We start from the raw sequence: 2,719 nt of genomic DNA on the forward strand, positions 1-2,719 counted from the left end.
AACAGCGACTGGCGGTCGGTGACGGAGCAGTCGGGCATCTTTGCGGGCGCGGGCGGCTTTGATATCACGGTGGGCGAGCATACGCAGCTGGACGGCGCGGTTATAGCGTCAACGGCGGACAGCAGCCTCAACAAGCTGGACACCGGCACGCTGGGCTGGCGTGATATCGAAAACCACGCGGAGTACAGCGTGGAGCACGTGGGCGCGGGTATCAGCACCGGCGGCACGCTTCTGGACCAGTTCAAAGGCAATATGGCCAACGGCGTGCTGGCGGGCCTGAACGGCTCGGACAGCGCGGACTCCACGACAAAGGCCGCCGTAAGCGAAGGCACCATTGTTATTCGTGACAAAGAAAGCCAGCAGCAGAGTGTTGCAGAGCTGAGTCGGGATGTGGAAAATGCGAATCCGGGCCTTGAGCAAATCTTCGACAGGGAGAAAGAGCAGAACCGGCTGAAAGCGGCGCAGCTGATAGCGGAAATCGGCAGCCAGGCGCTGGATATTGCCAGGACGGAAGGCCAGATAGCGGCGACCAAAGCTGCGAACGAGAAGGTAGCGAGCGCCACGCAGAGCGACCGCGACAAAGCGCTGGCCGACCTGAAAAAGCAGGACCCGACGAAGCAGTACAGCGAAGCGGACATCAGCAGGCAGGTTTACGACAACTTCTATAACCAGGCGTTTGCGGAAAGCGGGCTCGGCACCGGCGGCAAGGTACAACAGGCCATCCAGGCAGCCACGGCGGCGATACAGGGCCTGGCGGGCGGTAATATCGCGCAGGCGGTCAGCGGCGCGGCGGCGCCTTACCTGGCAGAGCAAATACACATACTGACGGACGGCAATCCGGAAGCGAAAGCGATGGCCCATGCGGTTGTCGGGGCGGTAGCGTCTTACGCGTCCGGCAACAGTGCGCTGGCAGGCGCGGCGGGCGCAGTCAGCGGCGAACTGATGGCGCAGCTGGTGATGAAGGAGCTGTATCCGGGTAAAGCGGTCAGTGAACTCACGGAAACCGAGAAGCAGACCGTCACCGCGCTGGGCACGCTGGCGGCGGGTCTGGCCGGTGGCGTCACCGGGGACAGTACGGCGAATGCTGTAGTGGGTGCGCAGGCCGGGAAGAATGCGGCGGAGTTCAACTGGCTTAACCAGTCTCAGTCGGTTGCCTTTGATAAAGAGTTGTCCGAATGCCGCAGTTCCGGCGGTGACTGTCAGGCCGTTATCGATAAATGGAAGCAGATCAGCGATAAGCAGAGCGCTGAAACCGACCAGAAGCTGAAAGATAACCCGCTGGAAGCGCAGGTGGTTGATAAGGAGCTGGCTCAGGGCGGTGTTGATATGGCAGAGCGTCCGGGCTGGATCGGTAATCTTCCCGGCGTGGACGTGATGACCAGCGAGGAAGCCAAAGCTTACGTCCAGCAGTGGAACGGCCAGGATCTGGCAAATATAAATGTAAACAGTCCTGAATGGACGAAATTCGCCACACTTGTATCGGACCCTGAAAACCAGGCGCTGGCCGTATCACTGGCAAGAACGGGAACAGATCTGGTTAGAGCCGCCGTCTCATTTATGAGTCGCAACACAGCCTCAGCCACGGTCAGCGCTGCTGAAGTAGGTATGAAATGGGGCCAGGGCAATATGAAGCAGGGAATGCCGTGGGAAGATTATGTTGGTAAAGCATTGCCGGCGGATGCGCGGCTGCCGCAGAACTTTAAAACGTTCGATTATTACGATGGTGCAACTAAAACGGCAGTAAGTGCCAAATCAATGGATACGCAGACAATGGCGAAGCTGGCTAATCCGAATCAGGTTTACAATTCAATTAAAGGGAATATAGATGCGGCAGCAAACTTTAAAGGATATACGCTATCTAATACACCCTTAACACCAGGGATGGTTTCTAATAAAGAAATTCAACTAGCTGTTCCTGCTAGTACAACTAAAACTCAGTGGATAGAAATTAACCGGGCTATTGAATATGGTAAGAGCCAAGGTGTAGCCGTTAAAGTAACGCAGGTAAAATAAAGATGAAATTTAATAAAGGGCAGGATTATTGGGCGGTTTGTTATTGCACTAATGAATTTTTACTAATTGAGACTCAATCAGGTCTTGGAAGGACTGGTTCGGACCCACTCTTCCCTTCACATCTACTATCGCCTGATGCTGATGATCAATGTATCGGTAAAACTATCTTACAAGCTTTATCTGATAGTCGGACACTGGATAACTTAGAAGATCGTATTGCTTTTTTTGATCTTGAAAAAGGCAAAGAGAAATACGCGAATTGGATAGCAATGCTAATGGATGAGTATAGCTACAAAACTAAACGTGCTTTATTCAAAGATATGAAACATTGCATTATTCATTATGTAAATGATGCCATCACTATCTCTCCAATGCGCCATGAAAAACTGGAGGCTTGGGAGGGGCTGGAGCAGTCTGAAAATGTTATTCTATCACTTGATAACACTCCATCTGAAATCGGAGCAGGATTGCGGTTAGCACTCAGCCGCTGCAAAGGTTAATTACTTATAGATCCCGGCCTCAATAGCCGGGATCGTTTTACCAGCTGATAGCGGAAATCGGCAGTCAGGCACTGGATATCGCCAGGACTGAGGGGCAGATAGCGGCGACCAAAGCTGCGAACGAGAAGGTAGCGAGCGCCACGCAGAGCGACCGCGACAAAGCGCTGGCCGACCTGAAAAAGCAGGACCCGACGAAGCAGTACAGC

General features: G+C 53.7%; 2 protein-coding genes and 1 pseudogene. All 3 read left to right on the forward strand.

Annotation, left to right across the window (positions count from 1 at the left end):
• Positions 1 to 2,013, forward strand: a 2,013-nt coding sequence (locus tag ACETPC_RS23715; protein ID WP_380184888.1) for a VENN motif pre-toxin domain-containing protein, incomplete at its 5' end; no start/stop codon positions are given.
• Positions 2,014 to 2,015: 2 nt separating this feature from the next.
• Positions 2,016 to 2,513 carry a contact-dependent growth inhibition system immunity protein gene (locus ACETPC_RS23720; protein WP_380184889.1) on the forward strand — a complete coding sequence of 166 codons (498 nt, stop codon included), beginning with the start codon at positions 2,016 to 2,018 and terminating at the stop codon, positions 2,511 to 2,513.
• A 41-nt stretch (positions 2,514 to 2,554) separates the two neighbouring features.
• Positions 2,555 to 2,719 (forward strand): annotated as a pseudogene (locus ACETPC_RS23725) (adhesin); the annotation flags it as partial.

The organism is Pantoea sp. sgz302252 (genome assembly GCF_042610525.1).
Classification (GTDB): domain Bacteria; phylum Pseudomonadota; class Gammaproteobacteria; order Enterobacterales; family Enterobacteriaceae; genus Erwinia.

Excerpts from the sequence above, each read along its gene's own strand:
- ACETPC_RS23720 (WP_380184889.1), top strand. The coding sequence starts at position 2,016 with ATGAAATTTAATAAAGGGCAGGATTATTGGGCGGTTTGTTATTGCACT.